Source organism: Microbispora bryophytorum (assembly GCF_006874465.1).
In the GTDB taxonomy this organism is placed as follows: Bacteria; Actinomycetota; Actinomycetes; order Streptosporangiales; family Streptosporangiaceae; genus Microbispora; species Microbispora bryophytorum.
The window spans coordinates 1-20,907 of record NZ_VIRL01000038.1 but is presented as its reverse complement, the minus strand read 5'-3'; the positions used below and the strand labels follow the sequence as shown (position 1 = coordinate 20,907).

General features: G+C 70.9%; 21 protein-coding genes. 7 read left to right on the top strand and 14 right to left on the bottom strand.

What is annotated here, in order from left to right; all coding sequences use genetic code 11:
* Nucleotides 1–292: 292 nt before the first annotated feature.
* Nucleotides 293–913: a hypothetical protein gene (locus tag FLX07_RS35245; RefSeq protein ID WP_142576205.1), complete on the top strand. Its 621-nt coding sequence runs from the start codon at nucleotides 293–295 to the stop codon at nucleotides 911–913.
* Nucleotides 910–1,467 carry a hypothetical protein gene (locus FLX07_RS35240; RefSeq protein ID WP_142576203.1) on the top strand — a complete coding sequence of 186 codons (558 nt, stop codon included), beginning with the start codon at nucleotides 910–912 and terminating at the stop codon, nucleotides 1,465–1,467. Before FLX07_RS35245 ends, FLX07_RS35240 begins: the two co-directional genes overlap by 4 nt.
* A 122-nt stretch (nucleotides 1,468–1,589) precedes the next feature.
* Here the strand turns inward: FLX07_RS35240 and FLX07_RS35235 are convergent, their stop codons facing one another.
* From FLX07_RS35235 to FLX07_RS35170, 14 genes are all read right to left on the bottom strand, one after another.
* Nucleotides 1,590–3,071: a glycoside hydrolase family 10 protein gene (locus tag FLX07_RS35235; protein ID WP_167748512.1), complete on the bottom strand. Its 1,482-nt coding sequence runs from the start codon at nucleotides 3,069–3,071 to the stop codon at nucleotides 1,590–1,592.
* Nucleotides 3,072–3,481: 410 nt separating this feature from the next.
* Entirely contained in the window at nucleotides 3,482–5,035 is a 1,554-nt protein-coding gene (locus FLX07_RS35230; RefSeq protein WP_142576201.1) for an acyl-CoA synthetase, read from the bottom strand.
* A 133-nt stretch (nucleotides 5,036–5,168) separates the two neighbouring features.
* Entirely contained in the window at nucleotides 5,169–5,627 is a 459-nt protein-coding gene (locus FLX07_RS35225) for a MaoC family dehydratase (protein WP_142576199.1), read from the bottom strand.
* Entirely contained in the window at nucleotides 5,624–6,514 is an 891-nt protein-coding gene (locus tag FLX07_RS35220) for an amidohydrolase family protein (protein ID WP_142576215.1), read from the bottom strand. The genes FLX07_RS35225 and FLX07_RS35220 overlap by 4 nt, the downstream gene beginning before the upstream one ends.
* A gap of 10 nt (nucleotides 6,515–6,524) precedes the next feature.
* The gene (locus FLX07_RS35215; RefSeq protein ID WP_142576197.1) at nucleotides 6,525–7,451 is read right to left on the bottom strand and encodes an SDR family oxidoreductase; all 927 of its coding nucleotides are present in this window, start codon (nucleotides 7,449–7,451) and stop codon (nucleotides 6,525–6,527) included.
* Nucleotides 7,452–7,591: 140 nt separating this feature from the next.
* Complete coding sequence (locus FLX07_RS35210) at nucleotides 7,592–8,839, bottom strand: 2-hydroxyacyl-CoA dehydratase family protein (protein WP_167748511.1); 1,248 nt, start codon at nucleotides 8,837–8,839, stop codon at nucleotides 7,592–7,594.
* Nucleotides 8,827–9,978, bottom strand: coding sequence for a 2-hydroxyacyl-CoA dehydratase family protein (locus tag FLX07_RS35205; protein ID WP_142576196.1), 1,152 nt, complete (start codon nucleotides 9,976–9,978; stop codon nucleotides 8,827–8,829). Before FLX07_RS35205 ends, FLX07_RS35210 begins: the two co-directional genes overlap by 13 nt.
* A gap of 1 nt (nucleotide 9,979) precedes the next feature.
* A complete protein-coding gene (locus tag FLX07_RS35200) occupies nucleotides 9,980–11,230 on the bottom strand; it encodes a CaiB/BaiF CoA transferase family protein (protein ID WP_142576194.1) in 1,251 nt (416 codons plus the stop codon).
* The gene (locus FLX07_RS35195) at nucleotides 11,223–12,344 is read right to left on the bottom strand and encodes a CapA family protein (RefSeq protein WP_223854438.1); all 1,122 of its coding nucleotides are present in this window, start codon (nucleotides 12,342–12,344) and stop codon (nucleotides 11,223–11,225) included. Before FLX07_RS35195 ends, FLX07_RS35200 begins: the two co-directional genes overlap by 8 nt.
* Nucleotides 12,341–13,162 (bottom strand): amino acid ABC transporter ATP-binding protein, encoded by an 822-nt coding sequence (locus FLX07_RS35190; protein ID WP_142576192.1) that lies wholly within the window; start codon nucleotides 13,160–13,162, stop codon nucleotides 12,341–12,343. Before FLX07_RS35190 ends, FLX07_RS35195 begins: the two co-directional genes overlap by 4 nt.
* Nucleotides 13,159–14,019 (bottom strand): amino acid ABC transporter permease, encoded by an 861-nt coding sequence (locus tag FLX07_RS35185; RefSeq protein WP_142576190.1) that lies wholly within the window; start codon nucleotides 14,017–14,019, stop codon nucleotides 13,159–13,161. Before FLX07_RS35185 ends, FLX07_RS35190 begins: the two co-directional genes overlap by 4 nt.
* Nucleotides 14,016–14,909, bottom strand: a complete 894-nt coding sequence (locus FLX07_RS35180; RefSeq protein ID WP_223854437.1) for a transporter substrate-binding domain-containing protein — start codon at nucleotides 14,907–14,909, stop codon at nucleotides 14,016–14,018. Before FLX07_RS35180 ends, FLX07_RS35185 begins: the two co-directional genes overlap by 4 nt.
* 150 nt (nucleotides 14,910–15,059) lie before the next feature.
* Nucleotides 15,060–15,983 carry a PaaX family transcriptional regulator gene (locus tag FLX07_RS35175; protein WP_229689988.1) on the bottom strand — a complete coding sequence of 308 codons (924 nt, stop codon included), beginning with the start codon at nucleotides 15,981–15,983 and terminating at the stop codon, nucleotides 15,060–15,062.
* 40 nt (nucleotides 15,984–16,023) lie between these two features.
* The gene (locus tag FLX07_RS35170; protein ID WP_142576188.1) at nucleotides 16,024–16,263 is read right to left on the bottom strand and encodes a hypothetical protein; all 240 of its coding nucleotides are present in this window, start codon (nucleotides 16,261–16,263) and stop codon (nucleotides 16,024–16,026) included.
* A gap of 469 nt (nucleotides 16,264–16,732) precedes the next feature.
* Here FLX07_RS35170 and FLX07_RS38635 point away from each other — a divergent pair, with 469 nt between their 5' ends.
* The 5 genes from FLX07_RS38635 to FLX07_RS35150 form a co-directional block, all read left to right on the top strand.
* A complete protein-coding gene (locus FLX07_RS38635; protein ID WP_263407721.1) occupies nucleotides 16,733–16,855 on the top strand; it encodes a hypothetical protein in 123 nt (40 codons plus the stop codon).
* A gap of 173 nt (nucleotides 16,856–17,028) precedes the next feature.
* Nucleotides 17,029–17,949, top strand: coding sequence for a poly(ethylene terephthalate) hydrolase family protein (locus FLX07_RS35165; RefSeq protein ID WP_142576186.1), 921 nt, complete (start codon nucleotides 17,029–17,031; stop codon nucleotides 17,947–17,949).
* Nucleotides 17,949–19,358 (top strand): alpha/beta hydrolase family protein, encoded by a 1,410-nt coding sequence (locus tag FLX07_RS35160; RefSeq protein ID WP_142576184.1) that lies wholly within the window; start codon nucleotides 17,949–17,951, stop codon nucleotides 19,356–19,358. Before FLX07_RS35165 ends, FLX07_RS35160 begins: the two co-directional genes overlap by 1 nt.
* A 588-nt stretch (nucleotides 19,359–19,946) precedes the next feature.
* Nucleotides 19,947–20,141, top strand: coding sequence for a hypothetical protein (locus FLX07_RS35155; RefSeq protein ID WP_142576182.1), 195 nt, complete (start codon nucleotides 19,947–19,949; stop codon nucleotides 20,139–20,141).
* A 33-nt stretch (nucleotides 20,142–20,174) separates the two neighbouring features.
* A partial coding sequence (locus FLX07_RS35150; protein ID WP_191049476.1) for a cellulose-binding domain-containing protein occupies nucleotides 20,175–20,907 on the top strand: 733 nt, incomplete at its 3' end.

The following is a 20,907-nucleotide window of genomic DNA, read 5'->3' as shown; positions in this document are numbered from 1 at the left end:
CCAACTCGCCCTCCTCACCCTCCTACTCCTCACCCTCCTCACCATCCGCATCACCAGCACCCGACGCCGCAAGCGCATCGAAAAGCTCATCCTCAACACCCGCGGCACCCCCCTCGGAGCCTGAACAGCCGGGTCCGCGAACGGGAGGAATCCGTTCCCCACCCGCAGGCCACTCCGACGCCCGGACCGAGGACTCACCCCACCCCGATCACCGACATCCGCCCCTCAGGAGGTGGCGACCATCAACCGACCCAGGCAGCCGACGCCGGTCAGGCGTCCGATTTGGGGCCGCGTGCTCGCCCTCACGGTCGCGTTCGCGCTCGGCGCGCTCGTCGCCGGCGGTGTGGTGTTCGGAATGACGCGGCCGGACTCGATCGAGCAGATGGCCGACCAGATCCGCGCCGAGTCCGCTCTCCGGGACAAGACACAGATCAAGACTTTGACGGAGCTGGCCCGCACCACGCGGGACCGGCTCGTTCCCGTGCTCGACGGACTGGACCGGGCCATGCCCGCCAACGGCACCGCGGGGCCGGCCGTGGTGACCGCGTCCGACGTCGAGACCTGGCGGAAGGCGGCCACCGCGGCCGTCGAAGGCTTCGCCGACCCGCCGTCCGGTGAGACCGCCACCAATGTGGCGAGGTCGAGTCTCGCCTCCGCCGTGCGGCAGATCGCCACGACCGTCGACACCTACGCGGCCGCGCGGGACCTTACCGGAGACGCCCGCACCACCGCGATGGGCCTGGCCGTGCGGCAACGCGCCGACGCGTTCTTCACCTGGTCGGTCGGAGCCACCGCCCTCGACGCCGTGAACGTCGACGCGGGCTACGGCCACCAGCATGTGTTCCTGCCGACATCATCCGGCGAGGGGGACCTCACCCCCGACACCGAACCCGAGGGGAGTCACGACTCGTGAACAAGACATTGAAATACGTCCTCACCGTCCTAACGGCCGGGCTCGTGCTGATGCTCGGCGCGCCGGCGGCCTTCGCCCACAGCGGGCCGATCAAGCTGGAGGTCACGGGGGACGGCGCCGACAACGTCAACGTGCTGGTCACGTACAAGAAGGACGGCCATCCTGTCACGGAGATCCTCAACGCGACGCTGGCCGCGACCTCGTCCGACGGCCGTTCCTTCGGGCCGGTGCCGCTCAGGTCGGCGCCCGAGGGCCAGAACCTCTACCACGCCGCCGAGCCGCTGCCGAACGGCGACTGGCGGGTCACCGTGACCGCGACCGAGCCCTCCAAGGCGCACACGACGGTGACAGTGAAGGCGGGAGAAATCGCCGCCTCGCCCGTGGCGGCGACCGGGCCGGCATCGGTCCAGGAGAGGTCCGCCGCGCAGAACGCGGCGGACGAAGGCGCGATGGGCATGCCCGTCAAGATCGGCATCATCGCTCTCGTGGCGCTCCTCGCCGTCGCGGCCTGGATTGGCCTCGTGCGGCGCAACCGGGCGAGCGTCCGGCGCTGAAGAAGCCCCAGGAGATCGGCGGCCGGAGACCCGGTGTGTCGATCACCACGATGGGCCGGGATGGGAATCCCGGCCCGATCCGGCCCGGTCCCGGCCCATCCCGGCGCTGTCCCGTGACGGGGTCAGGGGCTGGTGCAGGTGAGGGTGGGGGTGGCCGCGGTGCCGTTGGCGGTGAAGCCGAAGGTGGTGGACGCCCCGGCCGCGATCGAGCCGTTGTAGGCCGCGTTGCGGACGGTCACCGAGGATCCTGACACGCTCTGCGTGCCGTTCCACAGGCTGCTGAAGGTCTGCCCGCCCGGCCAGGTCCACTTCACGGTCCAGCCGTCGACCGCCGAGCCGCCCGCACGCACCGTGACCTCCGACTGGAACCCGCCCGGCCAGCTGTTGACCGTCGTCAGGGTCGCCGAACACGAACCCGTCACCGGAGGAGTGGGGCTGGGACTCACCCACGGGCTGGGACTCACCGGCGGGGTGGGGCTGGGGCTGACCGACGGGCTGGGACTCACCGGCGGGGTCGGGCTCGGCGAGGTGCCGGGGCCGCTGTCGAGGGCGTTCAGCGCCGCGGTGTACGCGGGCTTGGGCTGATAGCCGGAGTCCCACATCATGGGGGCGCCGTAACCGGGGAACGTCCCGGGGATCCAGGTATGGCCGTCGTCCACCCCCCACTGCGAGACGCCGACGCAGCGGGAGACCGCCATGCAGGCGCTCACGACCTTGCCGTAGTCGGTGCCCTGCTGCTGCAGTTCGGACGAGTCGGCCGGCATCGGAATGCGGTCGTCGAGTTCGGTGATGGCGACGTCCAGTCCCAGGTTGGCGAAGCGCTGCATGTTCGCCTGCAGGGACGACGGAACCTGACCGACGATGAAGTGGCTCTCGAAACCGATGCCGTGCAGCGGAACGCCCCGGGACACCAGCGACTGCGCCAGTGAGTAGAGCGCGTTGCTCTTCGCGTTGGTGCCCTCGATGTTGTAGTCGTTGATGTACAGCTTGGCGTTCGGGTCGGCGGCGTGCGCGGCCCGCAACGCGTTCGCGATGTAGTCGGCGCCCATCGCCTTGTAGAACACGTCCTGGCGCAGCGTGCCGTCCTCGTTGTACGGCTCGTTGACGACGTCCCAGGAGTAGACCTTCCCCTTGTAGTGGGTGGCCTCGTTGGTGATGTGGTTCTCCATCGCGCTCTGGACCTGGTTCAGCGGCAGGCTGCTGACCCAGGAGGGCAACTGGTTGTGCCACACCAGGGTGTGCCCGCGCACCCGCATGCCGTGGGACTGGGCGAAGGAGACGATCTGGTCTCCCGATCCGAAGTTGAACGAGCCTCTGGACGACTCGGTGGCGTCCCACTTCATCTCGTTGCCGGGGGTCACCATGTCGAACTGGGCCGCGGCGAGGTTGACCTCGGCGCTGATGCCGAGGTCGCCCCGCGTCAGCGCGGTGCCGAAATACCGCCCCTTGGCCTCGGCCGACGCCTTCAGCGTCGACGCCGCCTGCGCGGGCATCGCCAGGCCGACCGCGACGGCGGTGACCGCGGTCACAACGGCGGCCACAACAGCGGCCGGACCGCAGGCGCGGCCTCCTGACCGGTCCATCGGATGGTTGGGCGGTTTCATCTCGGCCCTCCAGTGGAGATTCAGAGCTGTGTGCGGGCATGGCACGGGCGTGCGGAAGAGATCGGCGGCCAGCGACGCTCCCGTGACCCCGGATCTCGGCTCCGGACCCGTGCGGGGAACGACCGTGAATTGTTAGCGTTAACAATTCACCTTCTCGACGTCCCCTCAGCCCGATGGTGGTGAGCGGAGCAAATTACGACACGGACCGGTCCGTCAAGAACGCGGCCGTGCGCCTCCGCAAGGGCTCCGCCCCTTACCTGCCGTCCCACCGCCGCATATCCGCCCCGGCTCCCTTCGCCCGCGCGCATCCGTCGCTGAAACGTTCACCGTCCCGGAGCCGGCGCACATCACCGCAGTCGCGGTTGACGCGGCGCGGAAAACGTCCCGCCGTACCTGATGGTGGGGTGTGGTCACGGTGAAGAAGTGGAGCTGCCGGCGTTCGGCAGCGGGAGGCGGCGCAGCTGGAGTTTCTGGATTTTTCCCGAGCCCGTCTTCGGCAGGTCGTCCGCGATGTCGAAATAGACCGGCATTTTGTATTTGGCCAGGCGGGGGCGGAGAAAGTCGCGCAGCTCGTCGGCGGTGACACTCGTGCCGGGGCGGAGCACCACGAACGCGCGGCCGACCTCGCCCCATCGGGCATCGGGCACACCGAGCACCGCGACCTCGGCGATGGCCGGATGCTCGAAGATCGCTGCCTCGACTTCGGCCGGGTAGACGTTCTCCCCGCCCGAGATGTACATGTCCTTGACCCGGTCGACGACGTACAGGTGGCCCTCCTCGTCCAGAACGGCGACATCGCCGGAGCGGAACCAGCCGCCGTCGGAGAACGCGGCGGCGGTCGCCTCCGGGTTGCGCCAGTAGCCGGGGGTCACGTTCGGCCCCTGAATGAGCACCTCACCCGGCTGTCCCGCCGCCGCGTCCGTGCCGTCGGGCTGGACGACCCGCACATCGGCGAAGAACACCGGCACTCCTGCCGAGCCCACCTTGCGCACGCTCTGGCCGGCCTCAAGGAAGGTGGCGCCGGGGGCGGTCTCGGTGAGCCCGTATCCCTGGCAGAACACCAGGCCCCGCTCCTGGTAGGTGCGGATCAGCGCGGTGGGGATCGCCGCGCCCCCGGACATCAGGGTACGCAGCGACGACAGATCCGCGCCCTCCCATCTGGGCGACTGTGCGAACGCGGCGAACATCGTGGTGACCCCGAACATCCAGGTGACAGCGTGCTTGTCCATGAGGTCGTAACACTCGTCCACGTCCCACGACGGCATGATCACCGAACAGCCGCCCTTGAGGAAGGTCGGCAGCAGGGTCTGGTTCAGGGCGGCGACGTGGAAGAGCGGCGCGCCGATCAGCGTCACCTCGTCGCCGGCGACATCGACGCCGAGCAGCAGGTTGAAGCAGTTCCACACGAGGTTGCCGTGGGTCAGCATCGCGCCCTTGGGCCGCCCGGTCGTACCCGAGGTGTAGAGGATGAGCGCCGTGTCCTCCAGCCGCACAGGCGTGTCGATCGGGGTGGGATCGCCCTCCGCGAGCCAGGTCTCGTAATGCCGCTCCCCCGGCCCAGGAGCACCCAGCGCGACGACCTGCCGGGCGGGAGCCGCGGTGCGCGGCGGCAGGGCCCGGACCACCTCGGCGCACTCGGGCGCGTAGACCAGGACCTCGGCGCCCGAGTGGTCCAGCATGTAACCGATCTCGGGCGCGGCCAGACGGAAGTTCAGCGGCACGAAGATCGCCCCGAGCACGTGCGAGGCGAACATCGTCTCGACGAAGGCGACGTGATTGCGGCCGAGGTAGGCGACCCGATCACCGGCCCCCACTCCCGCCGCGCGCAACCGCGACGCCAGCCGTGTCGTCCGTTCGTGAACCTCGGCGTAGGTGAAGGGCCGGTCCGCCAAGATGAACGCGGTCCGGTCCGGTGTCATCCGGGCCCGGCGGGCGGGCCACCCTCCCAGTCCGGCGTTGCGCATCGGTGTTCGACCTCCTGTGAGCGGGGGGATCGGGGAAGGCGTCGGGACCGAGCAGGTGCGGCGGCTCGCGGCCGCCGCGAGGCCGGCCCGGGGGCCGCCGGAGGCGGCACCGGGCACGGCGTCCGACCAGGGTTCAGGCGTAGTGCCGGTAGATCGCCCGGGCGACGCAGGCGGGCTTGTTCGCACCTTCGATCTCGACGGTGAAGTCGAGCAGCATCTGCACGCCGTCGCCGGGGACGTCCTCCACGGAGACGACGACGGCGGCGAGGCGGATCCTGCCGCCCACCTTGACCGGGCTGGGGAAGCGGACCTTCTCCAGCCCGTAGTTGATGCTCATCTTCACGCCCTGGATGTCGAGCAGTTCGCCGAACAGCGGGATGACCAGGGACAGGGTGAGGTAACCGTGCGCGATCGGGCCGCCGAACGGCCCGTCCGCGGCACGCGCGGGATCGACGTGGATCCACTGGTGGTCGTCGGTGGCGTCGGCGAAGGTGTTCACCCGCTCCTGGGTCATCTCCAGCCAGCCGCTGTGGCCGAGATCCTTGCCGGCCAGCGCCTTGATCTCGCCGAGCCCGTGCGCCGTGGTGGTCATGCGTCTGTCGTCCTCTCCTGCGTGCCGAGCCCGAGCAGGCGTACGGCGTTGTCCTTCAGGATCTTCGGGCGGACCTCGGGCTTGATCTCGAGCTTGTCGAAGTCGGCCATCCAGCGGTCCGGGGTGATCACCGGGTAGTCGGAGCCGAAGAGCACCTTGTCCTTCAGCAGCGTGTTGGCATACCGCACGAGCTGCGGCGGGAAGTACTTCGGCGACCACCCCGACAGATCGATGTAGACGTACGGCTTGTGCGTGGCGACGGCCAGCGCCTCGTCCTGCCACGGGAACGACGGATGGGCCAGGATGATCCGCAGCTCGGGAAAGTCCACGGCCACGTCGTCCACCAGCATGGGATTGCCGTGCTTGAGCCGGATGCCGCCCCCGCCGGGCACGCCCGCGCCGATGCCGGTCTGCCCGGTGTGGAACAACGCCGGAACGCCCAGCTCCTCGATCGCCTCGTACAGCGGGTACGCCACGGGGTCGTTGGGGGCGATGCCCTGGATGCTCGGGTGGAACTTGAACCCGCGCACGCCGTACTCCCCGACCAGCCGCCGCGCCTCACGCACGCCCGCCCGGCCCTTCCACGGATCGACGCTGGCGAACGGGATCAGCACGTCGGCGTGCTCGGCGCAGCTGTCCGCGACCTCTTCGTTCGAGATGCGCGGGTGCCCGGTGGCATGCTCGGCGTCCACGGTGAACACCACCGCGGCCATCTTCCGCTCCCGGTAGTAGGCGGCCAGCTCCGCGATGGTCGGCTGCCGGTGCCCGTGGGCCTTGAAGTAGTCCTCCGAGGCGCCGAACAGCTCCGCGCTCAGCGCGCCATGCCCGTCCTTGGAGATCTCCGCGTGGGTGTGCACGTCGATCGCGACCAGATCGGCGACGTTCATGACGGCCATGTCAGACCCCCTGAACGTCGGAGGCGGGGACCTTGGGCGCGGGGATGCCGTACGTCTCGGGGTCGGCGCCGACGCCCGACTGCCAGGAGGCGGCGATGGTCCCGGCCGTCCACCCTCCGTCGGCGAACGCGACAGCCTTCTCACCGGGGTGCGACCACAGCGCGAGGCGGTCGCCGCCGATCCCGATCGCCTGGCCGGTCACCTCCGCGGAGGCGTCGGAGGCGAGGAACACGACGAGCCCCGCCACGTCCTCGACCGTGCCCAGCCCCTCGTCCCTGCGCAACCAGCCCGGGAACGGCTTCCCGGTCCGCTCGGACTCCTCGATGATCGGCGCGAACACGGGAATGGTCTTGGTCATCTCGGTGGCCGCCACCGGGACGACCGCGTTCACCGTGATGTTCGCCCTGGCCAGCTCCAGCGCCCAGGTCCTGGCCATCGCCACGATGCCGGCCTTGGCCGCCGCGTAGTTGGTCTGCCCGAAGTTCCCGCGCTGGCCCGCCGGCGAGGAGATCAGGATCAGCCGGCCCCCGCTCCCCTGCTCGCGCATCCGGATCGCCGCGGCCCGCGCGCAGGTGAACGTGCCGCGCAGGTGCACATCGATCACCGCGTCGAAGTCGTCGTCCGACATCTTCCACAGCACCCGGTCGCGCAGGATGCCCGCGTTGGTGACCATCACATCCAGCCGTCCGAACTCCTTGACCGCGGTGGCCACCAGCCGGTCGGCCACCTCGGCGGATCCGACCGGGGCGACGACGCTCCGCGCCCGGCCGCCGTCACCGGTGACGGCCTCGACGACCTGCGCGGCCGCGTCGGCGTCCACGTCGTTGACGACCACCGCCGCCCCGGCCGCGGCAAGCGCTTCGGCGTACGCGCGGCCGAGCCCGCGGCCCGCACCGGTGACAACGGCGACCTTGCCGGAAAGATCCATGGGATTCCCCCTGAGTTGTACGGCGATTGCAGCGAATATATGACAGTTATATGACGACCGTCAAAGATATGCCCAACGTCTGTCCACTCGTACCGGGCCGCGACGTCGCCTCCTGAGCCTGCCGTCGCCGGACATCCAGGTCAGGCCAGGACGACGTTCTCCAGCCACTGACCGATGCGCCTGACCACCTCGTCGTCGAAGGTGCGGGCGTCGACGTTGTCGGCGTGGATCTCGATCACCGGGAACCCGGCGGCCTCCAGTGCCCTGGCGGTGAAGTAGCTGCCGCGGGGGTCGTCGGAGACCAGGTGGACCACGCCGTCGATGCCGTGCAGGCGGGCCTCCTTGACGTACCACTCGCTCGACCACGGCGGCGTGTAGAGCTGGTCGGTGAAGGCGGCGAACCGCGCCGCCAGCGCCCTCATGGGGTCGTCGCCGTGGCGGACGTAACCGTCGGCGGCGATGGCCAGGTACATCGACCAGACGAAGACCGCGCCGTACTCGTCCTGGAAGCGCTGGTAGAAGCCCATGTCGTACCAGAGGCCGCGGCCGATCCACATCAGGCGGGCCCGCTCGCCCGGGCACGCGGCATGACCCGCGTCGACCCGGTCGCGCACCTCCTCGTAGAAACGCCGGGCGATGTCCCGGGCCCACTCGGTGCCGCGGTGCCATTGCGGGAGCATGACGCTGGGGATGCTGTCGACGACGCCGAGCGGGGCGGGCCGGGTGCGGGCGATGAGGTCGCGGGTCTTCCTGTTCCACTCCTCCTGCTCGTTGACCAGGGCCATCACCTCGCGGAAGCGGGACTCGCGGAACCGCCTGCCGGTGGTGGTCTCCAGGAACCTGACGAGGTTCTCCAGCTCCGCGGTGAGCAGGTCGAGCCTGGCCGGGCCGACGGCCTGCTCCCAGCGGTGCGGCATGAGCTCCCACCAGTTGGCGGGCACCTCGTTCTCGGCGGCGCTCTCCAGCGGGTAGAAGGTGACCCCGGGCTCGTGCCCCCAGATGTCGAAGACCTTGCGGGTGACGTCGCCGGTGGCGTCGCCGACGACGATGTCCGGCCTGGGCAGGCCGCCCCACGGGCCGGCCTCCGGTTCCGGGTCGAAGGCGGAGCCGAGGGTGACCGAGTTGTACTGCTCGGAGTAGTCGGGGTAGCCGCGCTGCCGCACCAGGTCCAGGTAGTGCCCCGAGCGCTGCTTGGCGGCCACCAGGGACGCCCACCACTGGCTGACCGCGTACGGGATGTCCATCGTGCGGAAGATCTCGTGCGGGACGTCCGCGTTGAGCAGGGCGAACGGCTCGCCGTCGGCGACCCGCCGCCGCAGGTCGGCGAACCACTCGCGCTGGTGCCTGCCCGCCTCTGCCGCCGTGGCGAGGGTTTTCACACTGCGCATGGATGTTCCTTCCGCAGGGCGGCCAGGTCGGCACGCCCGTACTCCTGGCGTTCCAGCAGCACGGCGGGAATGTCGAGCGCCGCGCGCTGCGCCGGGAAGTCCCAGGCCGGGGCCTCGTCGCCGATCCTGGAATAGCCGACGAACAGCTCGGCCCGGCAGTGCCGTACGGCCCGCGCCGCGTGCGCGGCGCGCTCGCCCACGGTGGCCCGGTGGGCGGTCGGGCCGCTGTGGTGGTAGTGCTCGGCCAGCGCGTCCAGGCCACCGGCGCCGACCGGCTCCCCGAGGAACAGGTCGCCGAAGGAGTGGTCCTCGCCGACGATCACGTAGCCCTCGGACTCGACGGTCTCGTACACGTGCGGCGTGTCGTGGTCGCTGCCGCTCAGGAAGACGCGCCGCCCGGGGTGCTCCCCCAGCCGTCCCGCCTCGGCGAGCAGCCGTTCCAGCAGCGCGATGTGCTCGTCGACGGGCAGGGCCGCGTTGGCCACGGCGAGGAACTGCCGTCCCGTCAGGCGGGCGGGCACCGCCCTGCGCAGCTCGGCGACGGCGGTGAGCAGCCGGCGCCGCTCGTCGTGCGCCGCCACCGCCCCGGCCAGGTCGAGGGGACGGCCGGTCCAGGCCTCCAGCCTGGCCGCGAACTCGCCGATCCTGCGGCGGTTGTACCGCGCGGTCGTGCGGTGCGGCAGGTGCAGGATGTCCACGAGGTACGCCTCGGGCAGTGCGGTGCCCGGCTCCACGCGGCGCAGCTCGCGCAGCGCGTAGAACAGCCGCAGGGACGCCTCGCAGTCGTGCGAGACCACGATGCGGTCCAGGTCGCCGAAGGATCCGGCGAGCAGCCGGGTGAGCACCGAGCGGGCCATCGGGTCCACCCCGCGACCCAGGTATCGGTCTCCGAGCACGGAGCCGGAGTCCGGGTCTCCCGTGAGGCGGACCGCGTGCACCCCCGCGGCGGTCAGCAGTTCGACCGGCACGTCCGCCCCGACGTAGCCGACGACCGGCGTCCGGTCGCCGGCCGGACTCGTAGAGACGGCCGGGCCCATCGAAACGGACGGGTCCATCGAGACGGACAGGCGCGTCGAGGCGGCCGTACGTGCGCCGCGCCGGGCGTACGCCTCCTCCAGCGCGGCCAGCGCCGTGGGCATGTCAGATCACCCCCTCCTCGGCCAGGGCCTTGAGCTCGTCGTCGGAGTAGCCGAGCAGGCCGCCGTAGATCTCGGCGTTGTGCTCGCCGAGGCCGGGCGCCGGGCGGTCGAGCCTCGCCTCCGAGGCGGAGAAGCGGATGGGCACGCCGGTCCCGTACAGGTCCGCCTGGCGGCCCTGGCCCGGACGATGGCGCGGATGCTCCAGCGGCACGACCTCCTCGCGCTCCAGCACGAGCGGGTCGCGCACGGCGTCGCCGGGCTCGCGCACCTCGGCGGCGGGGACGCCGTTCCGGGTGAGCAGGTCGAGGATCACGGCGAGCGGCCGGTCCGCCGCCCACGCGCCCACCAGCTCGTGCAGCTCGCCGGCGTTGGCCACGCGCGCGTCCCTGGAGGCGAACCGCGGGTCCGCGGCCAGCTCGTCGCGTCCCATCGCCGTGAACAGGCCACGGGCGAAGGCGTCGGTGGGGCCGCACAGCGCGAACCAGCCGTCCGCGGCGGGGAACGTGCCGAACGGCGCGAGCCTGGGCACGGTCGTCCCCGTGCGCATGGGTAGTCCCAGCTTCTCGTAGGCGTCGAACGGCTCGCACGCGACCAGCGAGGTCAGCGCCCCCAGCATGGACACGTCCACGTGCTGGCCCTGGCCGGTCGCGTCGGCCCGCAGGACCGCGGCGAGCGTGCCGATCACCGCGTACAGCGGCGCGACCAGGTCGCCCACCGGCAGCCCGAAGCGGACGGGCGGCTCGCCGGGCGCGCCCGCGGTCATCATCACGCCGCTGAGCGCCTGGATGATGGTGTCCATCGCCTTGCCCGAGCCGGGACCGCCCTGCGCGCCGAAGCCGCTGATCGACGTGCACACGATGCGCGGGTTGATCGCGCTCGCCCAGTCGTGGCCGATGCCGAGCCGCGCCATGACGCCGGCGCTGTAATTGTCGATCATGATGTCCGCCGCCCCGACCAGACCGGCCAGGACGTCGCGGGCCTTGGGGTGCTTGAGATTGAGCGTGACGCTCTGCTTGTTGCGGCCCCGCAGGAGCATCGACACGGACATGTCGTCGTCCCCGTGGCGGCCCAGCGTCAGCCCGTCCGCCCCGAGATAGGGGGCGTTGTTGCGGGAGGTGTCGCCGCCGGTCAGCGGGTTCTCCACCTTGATCACGCGGGCGCCGAGCCCGGCCAGCAGCAGGGTCGCGTACGGTCCGGACAGCGCGGTGGTCAGATCGATCACCGTGCGGCCGGCGAGTGGACGGTCAGCCACGCAGCACCACCTCGTCTCCCTCCCAATGGAACTCCGTCTTCAGGCCCGCCTGCCGCGTGATGTGCTCGATGTACGACACGACCCGCCGCCCCTCCTCGTCGTCGCCGAGCGGCACCGGCCTGCCCGCGCCGTCGATCCAGCAGGGCACGAGGCCTGCCGACACCAGTCCGTCCCGGTCGAACCGGCAGACCGCGATCGCGGTGTTCCGGCTCTCGGGATGGAAGGGGTAGTACGGCATGTCCGGGTCGGGCGCGAAGCCGTACAGCTCGACTCTGCGGCGCGCCCATTCGGCCCGTTCGCCCGCGTCGCCCGTTGCGGGCGTCAACGCGTGGGTGACGGTCACGAAGTTGCCCAGGCCGTGGTAGATCGGCCTGCCGCGGTACATCTCGACGCCGCGCATGATGTGGGCGTGGTGGGCGAACACGGCGTGCGCGCCGGCGTCGACGGCGGCCCGCGCCACCGGCCCCTCGTACATCGCCAGCACGGCGGGCGTGTGTCCGACGCCCTTGTGCAGCGACACCAGCACGACGTCGGCCTCGGCGGCCAGGGCTGACACATCCTCGGCCATCCGCTCCAGGGAGGCGGGGTCGGCGAAGGTGTAGACGGCGGGCGGCCCGCCGGGGCTGGCGTGGTCGAGCTCGTAGTGGGTCAGCACCTTGACGTACGCGCAGCCCGGCTTGCGGCTGGTCGCCCAGGACTCGCGGGGGCCGACGCAGTTGTAACTGAGCACGCCGATCCGCAGCCCGTCGCGCTTCACGACGGCGGGACGGCGGGCCTCGCCGAGAGTCAGGCCGGCGCCCGCGGTGGCCAGTCCGGCCTCGGTCGCGTATTTGATCGTGTCGGCCACCCCCTGGTCGCCGACGTCGTAGACGTGGTTGCCCGCGAGCGTCACCACGTGGAAACCGGCGCCGGCGACCGCGGACAGCGCGGCGGGATCGGCCGGCGGGGCGGGGACGTCGGTGCTGACCTGGGCGGTGGACGTGCTGTGGGGCACCTCGATGTGGCCGATCACCACATCGCCCCGGGCCAGCGTCTCCCGGGCCGGGGCGAAGAAGGACGCGGGGTCGGGCTCGTCGACGACGAGGTCGCCGACGGCCATTACCGTGAAGCTCAAGAGGTGGTCTCCTCCTTCAGGAGGCGTTCGTCGGAGATTTGCGCCGCGCGCCCGGAGAAGCGCGACAGGAAGGCTCGCAGCCGGGGCGAGGCGGGGTTGTCGAAGATCTCCTCGGGAGTGCCCGTCTCGACGATCTGGCCCTTCTCCATGAAGACGCACCGATCGGCCACCTCGCGGGCGAAGCTCATCTCGTGCGTCACGATGATCATGGTCATGCCGCCGCGGGCCAGGTCGAGCACGACGCTCAGCACCTCGTCCACCAGCTCGGGGTCCAGCGCACTGGTGGGCTCGTCGAACAGCATGATCCGCGGGTTGGTGGCCAGCGCCCGGGCGATGGCGACGCGCTGCTGCTGGCCCCCGGAAAGCGTCCGGGGATGGGCGTCCGCCTTGTCGGCGAGCCCCACCCGCTGCAGCAGCCGCAGCGCCTCCTCCCGCGCATCCTCCGGCCTGCGGCCGTGGACCAGCACCTGCGCCTCGATGACGTTGCGCAGCACGCTCCAGTGCGGGAACAGGTTGAACTGCTGGAAGACCATGCCCATGCGGCCGCGCTGGGCGGCCACCCGCCGGTCCGGCAGGGGGCGCAGGTGGCCCCGATGGAACTCGTAGCCGAGCAGCTCCCCGTCGAGGTGCATGGCCCCGCCGTCGATGCTCTCCAGCTGGTGGACGCAGCGGGCCAGGGTGGACTTGCCCGAGCCGGACGGGCCGATCACGGTGACGACCTCGCCCTCGTGCACGTCCAGGCTCACCCCGTCGAGCGCCACGTGGTCGCCGAACCGCTTGCGTACATCACGGATGCGCAGGACCGGCGTGTCGCTCACCGCTGCCCCTTTCCGAAGTGCCGCTCCAGGCGCCGCTGGCCGAGCGACAGAGCGGTGACCACCACCAGGTACCAGGCGCAGGCCACGATCAGCAGCGGCACGACCTCGTAGGTCCTGTTGTAGATCACCTGCACCGAGTACAGCAGGTCGGCCATCGCGATCACACTGACCAGGGAGGTGCCCTTGAGCAGGCTGATGAACTCGCTGCCGGCGGGCGGGACGATCACCCGCATCGCCTGCGGGAGCACGACCTTGACGAAGCTCTGCCTCGCCGTGAACCCCATCGCGCGGGCCGCGTCACGCTGACCGCCGTCCACGGCCAGGATGCCCGCCCTGACGATCTCGGCCATGTACGCGGCCTCGTGCAGGGTGAGCCCGATGACGGCCGCGGTCAGCGAGCTGATCACGGAGTTGGTCGGCCACGAGACGAACGTCGGGCCGAACGGCACGCCCAGCGGAATCCGCGGCAGCAGATAACCGAGGTTGAACCAGAAGATCAGCTGGAGCAGGGGCGGGATGCTGCGGAAGACCGTGACATAGAAGCCGCACGCCCAGGCCACCGGCCGGAAGCCGCTCAGCCTGCCCGCCGCGAGAAGCACCCCGAACACGCTGCCCAGCAGCATCACGATGACGGTGAGCAGCAGCGACATGCCCAGACCGCGCAGGACGTTCGGGTCGAACAGGTACCTGCCGACCACCGGCCACTCGAACCGCGGGTTGGTGACGAGGAACCAGGCGAACTGCGCGAGGAGCACGAGCAGCACGACCCCGGCCACCCAGCGCAGGGGACGGATGCGCGGACGGGCCGAGGCGACGTCCACGCCCGGCGGTGCCACGGTCTGTGGTGCCACGCTCATTGCGTCGCCGCGGTGTTCATCTTGGGCTCCGGCACCGCCACCTTCTGGAGCCCGTACTTGTCCATGATCTTCTTGTACTCGCCGTTCTTGAAGATCTCCTTGAACGCGTCGAGCATCGCCGGGCCGAGACCGCTGGACTTGGGCACGAGCATCGCCAGCTGGTCGACGCCGGCGCCCTGCTCCTCGGTCTGCGTGACGTAGGTGAAGGCGTCCTTCTCCTTCGAGAGCACGTCGAGCGCGGCGCTCTCGGTCATGCCGGCCGCGTCGGCCCGGCCGGACTTGGCGGCGAGGATGGTGCCGTTGGTGTCGGCGAAGCCGATGAAGTCGAGCCCCGGCCTGCCCTGCTTGGCGCACCACTCGGTCAGGCGCTTGGCCTGGTCCTCCACGATGCTGCCGGCGGTGCCGGCGACGCGCTTGCCGCACAGGTCACCCGAGCTCCCGATGGCCGCGGACCCGCCCTTGGGGATGAGGTAGGAGGTCCGGGTGACCATCCACACGAGCGCGTCGAACTGCTTCTCCCGCTCGGCGCTGTCCTTGACCGGACCGTTGAAGGCGTCGTATCGGGAGGCGAGCATGCCGGACAGCGCCGCGGGCAGGCCGCTGACGATCGAGATCTCGGTGCGGACCCCCAGCGCCTTGCCGAGGGCGTCCTGCAACTCCTTGTCGATGCCCGTGACGGTCTTGCCGTCGTCGGCGACGATCCGATAGGGCGGATGGGAATCCCCGGCAAATCGGATGACGCCCGCTTCCTTGATGCCATCGGGCAGGGCGTCGTACAGAGCCGTCGCGCCCGCCGGCCGCTGCGCCTCGCCGCCGTCTCCACCGCAGGCTGCGGCGCTGACGAGGGCCAAAGCCGCCACACCCGCGAGGATGGTCCTGGGCATTCTCATGGTGGTCCTTCCACGACCAGCTAACGATGCAGTTAATTTGGCGGTCGTTGGGATAAGTGTCACACCTATAGGTGCACACCTGTCAAGAGGCGGCTGTGCAGCGGAGACGTGCGGGGCGAGCCGGAACGCCGCCCCGTCGCCGGGAAACGATCAGGTGAGCGCGAGGATGGAACTGGTCCGGTGGTGGGCGACCAGCTCGGCCAGTTCGGGCTCGAACTCCGCGACGATCTGCTTGACGCGGAACTCGGCGAGCGGCCCGAGGGTGTCGTAGATCTCCACGAAGAGGTCTCTGGCCGCGGCACGCGGCCAATCGGCGGGCAGCAGCTCCGCCGGCAGGTCGGGATCGTGGTTGGGGAACGTGCGCCAGGTGTCCATGATCCCCGTACGCGCCACCAGGGCCTCGGACGCGCCGACCACGCCCTTGCGAACGCGCTGCAGCAGAGGCGAGTACTGGGCCACGAACCCCTCATAGGTGCGCCGGAGCTGGTCGAAGTCCCACGCCTCCTGCGGGGCGCGCATGCCCGCGAGATCCAGGGCCTCGGCGCGGAAGATCGTCGACGTGGGGATCTCCAGCTCGGCGAGCACCTTCGCCGCGCTGTCGGCGTCGGCGGTCGGCGAGACCCACAGCCCGTCGTAGAGCGGGGCGAAGCCGAGCCAGCGCAGCCTCGCGCGCAGCGCGTGGCGCAGGTCGCGCTGTTCCTCGGAGATGGAGAACGCCGCCATCACCCATCGCCCGTCCCACGCGCCCTGTTCCAGGCCGAAGGACATGATCCGCTGCCGCCCCTCCAGCATCACCGCGGCGGCCCGGTCCGTCAGGCGATAGTAGGTGCGTCGCCCGATCTTGGACGACTCCAGCAGATCCCGCTTGGTCAGGCGGCTGAGCGCGGCCCGGGCCGCCACGGCGGAGACGCCGAACTCCTCGGTCAGCCGCACCAGTGCGGCGGACGGCAGTTGCTCGGGCCTGCTGATCCAGTAGTCCCCGAGAAGCGTCGTGATCAGGTGCTGCGGGGGTGCGCCCACCTGGAAACGCGGGAAGTCGAGGTCCGCTGCCTCGGACCTTTCACCATCATTCACAGCAGAAGTATATTGACAACGCTTGGACGTGCGGTCGTTATCAGAATGTCATGCTTCTTTGAGCGACCCCGGACCGCGGGTCGTAGGTGCCGCACGACCGCAGCAGGCAGGAACGATCAGGCGGTGTGGTGGCGCCGAACGTCAGCAGCCGGCGCATGTGCGTCACGATCACGTCCGACGCCCGGGGCGGCAGTCCGTACGCGGTGGTGCGGCCGTTTCGCGAGCTGACCAGCAGCCCTCGTGAGGCGACCCGCCGCGAGGCGGCGCGGGCGCAGGTCACGGTGATGCCGAACTCCCCAGCAGCCGGACCAGCGCCGACGACAGGATGTGCTCCGGACGCCAGAACCAGTAATCGCCAGCAGCGTGGTCAGCAGCCGCTGCGATTCGGCCCCTTGCCGGGCCCTGGGCAGGGAGCCGGAGTCCGGCGACGCGGCCACCCGGCGTCCCACCATCGTCAGACTCCTCAGCCGGTGTGGGTGCCCCAGCCGGCCGCCTCCCGAACACGGGCGCGCTCACCGGGCTCGACCTGGATGAATTTACGTCACCCGGCCCCGCGTTCCGGGCCCCCCTCCGGCGATCCCGGCCGCCGGTGCGCTGCTGCGACGCGAGGGACGCAACAGTTCATCGACCGGTCGTCCAGTTCCGCCGCCAATTATGTTCGGCACTAATCTTACGGTCGTCACAGAACTGTTGACAATGCTCTGAGGCCTGCCTACTTTGGCTCGACCGCCTGCATGTGAGGAGCCTCGATGTTCCGAAAGTCAGCTCCGGGCGTCGTCGCGGCGAGTGCGGCGATCGCGCTCCTGTCCGTCTGCGGTGCCGGCCCCGGCACCACAGGCGGACAGGCCGGCGAGGTGGAGATGCTCGACTGACTGGAGTTCGGGCCCAGGTCGGCACCGCTGCGCCTTGTCCCCCGCTGCCTTGTCCCCCGCTGCCTTGTCCCCCGCTGCAAGGTGCCCCGCCGGCCACTCGCGGGCCTCGTCGACCCCGAGCCGGCGCCCCCTGCCCGTCCATGACGCTGGATGACCCTGGAGGAAAACGCGACATGCCTACTCGCTCCATGACCGTGCGGACCCTGCTGGCGGCGGCCGCAGGGGTGGTCGTCCTCGCCGGCTCCGGCGCCGCCGCGGCCTCGCCCGCCCACGAGCCGCCACCGCCGAAGCCCCCCGCGGCCGGCGCCCCGGCGCCCACCATCCTGCCCACGGTCCGGGAGGCCGCCGTGGGCCTGCCCGGGCACACCGTCTATCGCCCGGCCGATCTCAAGGCCCTGCGCAAGGCCAGCCTGCCCGTGATCGTCTACGGCAACGGCGCCTGCGCGAGCAGCAACCTGGAAGGGATCACGTTCCTCACCGGCCTGGCCTCCCAGGGATACATCGTCGTGGCCAACGGCGGGCTGGACGAGTTCCCCGTCCCCAACACCCCCGAGAACACGATCGCGCACCCCGAGGCGCTCCTCGCGGCCGCCCACTGGGCCACCGAGTCGGGGCAGGCACGCAAGCAGTTCGACGGGCGGGCGGACACGACGCGGGTCGGCGTGCTCGGCCACAGCTGCGGCGGTGTCGAGGCGCTCGCCGCCGGGACCGACCCCCTGATCGACGCGGTCGCCGGATTCAACACCGGATACTTCGAGGAGCCGGTTTTCGGCGGCTACGGGCGCGACCGTCTCGCCGATCTGCACACGCCGACGCTGCTGGTCAACGGCGGCCCGGACGACGTCGCCTACCACAACAGCATCGACAACTACGCCCTGCTCGACGTCCCCGCCGCCCTTGTCGGTGACACGGCGGCCGGCCACACCGGCCTGATCGCGGGTCTCGAGGCCACCAACGGCTGGCAGGTGGCCGCCAACTGGTTCGACTACGTCCTGCGCGGAGACCGGACCGCCGGGGCGCGCTTCGTCGGCCCCGGCTGCGGACTGTGCACCGAGAACGGATGGACGGCCGAGTCGAAGGGACTGTCGCTGTGATGCGCCGTAAAGTGACCGCGTGCCTGGCCTTGGCGCTGGCGACCGCCGTCGGATGCGGCACCGCCGCCGCGGCCTCCGCCGGCACCCCCGGCGGCACCCCCGGCGGCACCCCCGGCGGCACACCGTGCCTGCCGGACTCCCCCGCCCACCCCACCTGCATCAGCGGCACCCTCGATGACGGTACGCCCTACGAGTTCGTCGTCCCGGCCCCATGGAACGGCACCGTGGTGGTCGCCCTCGACTTCGCCGGCACGGGCAGGAGCGAGCCCCTGACCGCGCGATTGCTGGCCGACGGCGTGGCCCACGGCGGGACGAGCCGGGCGATCACCGGCTGGGACATCCGCTCCGCCATCGACAACCAGGCCGAGGCGCTGGCCCGCTTCGAGGACGCGTACGGCCGGGCACGCGAGGCGATCGCCTCCGGGACCTCGATGGGCGGTTTCGTCGCCGCCGGCGTCGCCCAGGTCCACCCCGGCGCCTTCGACGCCGCCGTCCCGATGTGCGGCGGCCTCGGCGGGTCCGTCGGCCAGTGGAACCAGAAGCTCGACACGGTCTTCGTGCTCGAGCGCCTGGTCGCGCCGGGACTGCCGGTCATCGACATCCCCGCGGACATCGAATCGGCCCGGAAGGCATGGATCGACGCCCTGGCCGCGGCGCAGCAGAGTCCCGAGGGGCGGGCCCGGATCGCGCTGGCCGCCGCGATCGGCCAGTTGCCGGCCTGGGGACGCAACCCCGACGGGTCCGCGCCGCCGCCTCCGGACAGGGGGGACGCCGCCGCGCTGCAGCAGGGCGCCTACCTCGCGCTCGCCGGTGGGCCCCTGCCGTACATCGGGCAGGCCATGAGCAGCCGGCGTCAGATCATGGACGTGGTCGGCGGGAACCCGTCCTGGAACACCGGAGTCGACTACGACAAGCAGCTGCGCCTCGCCGATCCTGCCCTCGGGCGTGCCGTCCGCGACCTGTACAAGGCGGCGGGTCTGGACCTCGCGGCCGACCTGAAGAACCTGGCCGCCGCGCCCCGCGTGGCCGCGGACCCGGACGCCGTCAGGCGCTTCTCGCGCGGCATCGTCCTGGACGGCAGGCTGCGGATCCCCGTGCTGACCGTGTCCGGCACCGGTGACCAGATCTCCACGGTCGCCCAGCAGCAGTCGTACGGGGAGAATGTGCGCCGCGCGGGGGCGAACTCCCTGCTGCGCCAGACCTACACCGAAACCGTCGGCCACTGCGACTTCTCACCGGCGGAGCAGGAGGCGGCGCTGACGACGATGCTCGACCGGCTGCGCAGCGGTCACTGGCCCGCGACGTCGGCCCCGGCGATGAATGCCCGTGCGGCGGCGTCGGCCGCCGACCCCGCCCCTCGATATGTCCCGTTCACCCCGCCTCAGTTCAACCGTCCCTATCCCGGCTGAGCCGCACGGGCCGCTGCCCGCACCACCCCGGTGCGGGCAGCGCGACGCATCCCACGCGCATTCCGCGACGTACGCCGCCGGCGCGAGACCGGGGATCGGTCCCGTGGATCCGCCCGGGGAGCGGACGGCCTGCGGCTGCGCGAGTGATGACACGACGCGACGAAGACGAGCGTGTGGGGCGGTCGTCCCTGCCGCCGTGGACCTCCTCATCGGTGACTCTCCGGGAGGCGGCCCCAGGGACGTGGTGTCTGTCCGCCGGACCGCCCCGCACCATGGCCTCCGGATGGTGGCCACAGGCGACTGTTAGCGTTAACAATTTGTCTTGCCGCGTTTTCCTTCTTCTCTGTCAGTTGGGCTGTGGTGGCAGGTCGGAGCAAATACGAGGCGAAGAGGCGATGTCAAGGACGGCGACGCGTATCCGCACAGGAGCGGTGGACGGGCGCGCGGCTCATCAGGCGTTATCAGGGGCCGCCGCCCGTGACCGCGAGAGCGCCCCCTGAAACTTTCTCAGAAGGCTTGACACATTTCGGCAGGATTTCCCACACTGTGTCCTCGAGGCGGCTTCCTCCTGCCATCTGGTGGCGCGCGGTGAGGACCGTCGTTCGCGACGCCCTGGTGGTGTGCGTTCCCCGATCACGGGACGCGGCGTCGATCGCGCGGAGCGACCCCCCGCGTGTCCGCTTTTCCTGCAACGGCTCCATCGCCGTCGGCGGCTCCACGACCTTCGGGTTCACCGTGAACGACACCGCGGCCACCCCGACCGCTACCCGTACCAGCCCCTGACGGCGGCCGGACAAGATGATGAGGAGAACACAGATGCGTCTGCCCTGGCGAGCGCGGTCACCGCGCCCCTCCGCCGTCACGACCGGGGCGCCGCCCCGGCGGGCCCCGCGCCGCGGCCTCGTGATCGGCGCCATCCCGGTCCTGCTGGCCGGAGCCGGCGGCCTGCTGATCACACAGCCCGCCGAGGCCGCCGTGGCCTGCCGGGTCGACTACGCCATCAGTTCGAGCTGGCCGGGCGGATTCAACGCCAGCGTCACCATCAACAACCTGGGTGACGCGGTCAACGGCTGGCAGCTGACCTGGTCTTTCGGCGCCGGAGAGCAGGTCACCCAGATCTGGAGCGCCACCCACAGCCAGTCCGGCTCGACGGTGACCGCCACCAATGTCTCCTACAACGGCAGCATCCCCAGCGGCGGCAGCACGAACTTCGGATTCAACGGTTCCTCGAACGGCTCCCCCCAGGTGCCCACCTCGTTCTCCCTGAACGGTGTGGCCTGCACCGGCAGCCCGGGCTCGCCCAGCCCCTCCCCCACACAGTCGCCGACGCGTTCCCCCTCTGCGTCCCCGTCCCCGTCTGCGTCCCCCTCCCGGTCTCCGTCGCCGTCCCCGTCCCCCTCGGCGAACCCGACGTGTAATCTGCCGTCGTCGTACCGCTGGAGCTCGACCGGCGCGCTGGCGAGCCCGAAGTCGGGCTGGGCCTCGCTCAAGGACTTCACCAACGTCGTCTACAACGGCAAGCACCTCGTCTACGCGACGACGCACGACA

What these genes read in the sequence shown, in the direction of transcription:
- FLX07_RS35235 (WP_167748512.1), bottom strand. Translation starts at nt 3,071, where the DNA reads ATGAAACCGCCCAACCATCCGATGGACCGGTCAGGAGGCCGCGCCTGC.
- FLX07_RS35230 (WP_142576201.1), bottom strand. Translation starts at nt 5,035, where the DNA reads ATGCGCAACGCCGGACTGGGAGGGTGGCCCGCCCGCCGGGCCCGGATG.
- FLX07_RS35225 (WP_142576199.1), bottom strand. Translation starts at nt 5,627, where the DNA reads ATGACCACCACGGCGCACGGGCTCGGCGAGATCAAGGCGCTGGCCGGC.
- FLX07_RS35220 (WP_142576215.1), bottom strand. Translation starts at nt 6,514, where the DNA reads ATGAACGTCGCCGATCTGGTCGCGATCGACGTGCACACCCACGCGGAG.
- FLX07_RS35215 (WP_142576197.1), bottom strand. Translation starts at nt 7,451, where the DNA reads ATGGATCTTTCCGGCAAGGTCGCCGTTGTCACCGGTGCGGGCCGCGGG.
- FLX07_RS35210 (WP_167748511.1), bottom strand. Translation starts at nt 8,839, where the DNA reads ATGCGCAGTGTGAAAACCCTCGCCACGGCGGCAGAGGCGGGCAGGCAC.
- FLX07_RS35205 (WP_142576196.1), bottom strand. Translation starts at nt 9,978, where the DNA reads ATGCCCACGGCGCTGGCCGCGCTGGAGGAGGCGTACGCCCGGCGCGGC.
- FLX07_RS35185 (WP_142576190.1), bottom strand. Translation starts at nt 14,019, where the DNA reads ATGAGCGTGGCACCACAGACCGTGGCACCGCCGGGCGTGGACGTCGCC.
- FLX07_RS35180 (WP_223854437.1), bottom strand. Translation starts at nt 14,909, where the DNA reads ATGAGAATGCCCAGGACCATCCTCGCGGGTGTGGCGGCTTTGGCCCTC.
- FLX07_RS38635 (WP_263407721.1), top strand. Translation starts at nt 16,733, where the DNA reads ATGTTCCGAAAGTCAGCTCCGGGCGTCGTCGCGGCGAGTGCGGCGATC.
- FLX07_RS35165 (WP_142576186.1), top strand. Translation starts at nt 17,029, where the DNA reads ATGCCTACTCGCTCCATGACCGTGCGGACCCTGCTGGCGGCGGCCGCA.
- FLX07_RS35160 (WP_142576184.1), top strand. Translation starts at nt 17,949, where the DNA reads ATGCGCCGTAAAGTGACCGCGTGCCTGGCCTTGGCGCTGGCGACCGCC.